Source organism: Vibrio sp. 1978 (genome assembly GCF_033344345.1).
Map to the genome: position 1 here is coordinate 1 of NZ_JAWPOP010000239.1, position 890 is coordinate 890.

Here is an 890-nt window from a genome sequence, read left to right on the forward strand (position 1 = left end):
GGCTTCCTCTTCTTTCGCTTTCGAGCGACGACCAAGTAGCATGACAACCAACAATGCAAGCAGAGCACCTGGAATCAGGGCAGCGAGTCCGACTAGCCAACCATTGGATAGAATCTTATCCATCGTACTTGGCTGCATGCGTTGCTGCTCAGCAACACGTTGGCGCTCTTCTGCCAACAGCTTTTCCACTTCCGAACGAATGCGCTCTTCGTCGTTAAGCTCGCTTTTGAGTGTTTCAACTTCGCTCTGAACTTGAGACAGCATGAGGCGCAGACGATGGTTTTTCTCTTCTAGTGATTCAAGCTCACTTTGCGAGCCCTGCAGCTTGTCTTTTAGATCACTAACCTGCTTTTCACCTTGCGGTGACGTCGAAACTGGTGGCACGTTTGCTGTCGTTTCAACAGGTTTAACTGGTTCAGGTTTTGGTGGAGTAACAACTGGCGGTTTTGGCGCAGTCGGCTCTGCAACAGGTTTAGGTTTAACCTCTATCTGTTTAACTGGAGCTGGCTTTTCTGGCTTGGGTTGTTTTAGTCGTAACTCATGCGCCTTCATAATGGCAACAGCTTGCTCAGTCGTCGCACTGCGAACTTGCTCTAATGAAGGAACACGAAGACGGCTGCCTGGGATCAGCTCGTGGATGTTTTGATTGTCAAACGCTTGAGGGTTGATTCGATAAATGGCGAGAAGCGTTTGTTGTACCGAGACATTACGTGACGGTCTTAACTCAGAAGCAATCGACCACAGTGTTTGGTTTTCACCTGTCGGGCCGAAAAAGCGCGAAGGCTGAGTATTCTCAGGTGGAGTAGGTAATGCTCGTTCGATCTCTTCAGCATAGCTCGGAGATGATTGCACTTCACCAGACGGCCCAACGAGACGAATTCCTTCGGCTT

General features: G+C 49.6%; 1 protein-coding gene. It reads right to left on the reverse strand.

Annotated elements, in window-relative coordinates; translation table 11 throughout:
• The coding region (locus tag R8N49_RS25780) for a FimV/HubP family polar landmark protein (protein WP_318190290.1) at positions 1 to 890 on the reverse strand (890 nt) is incomplete at both ends.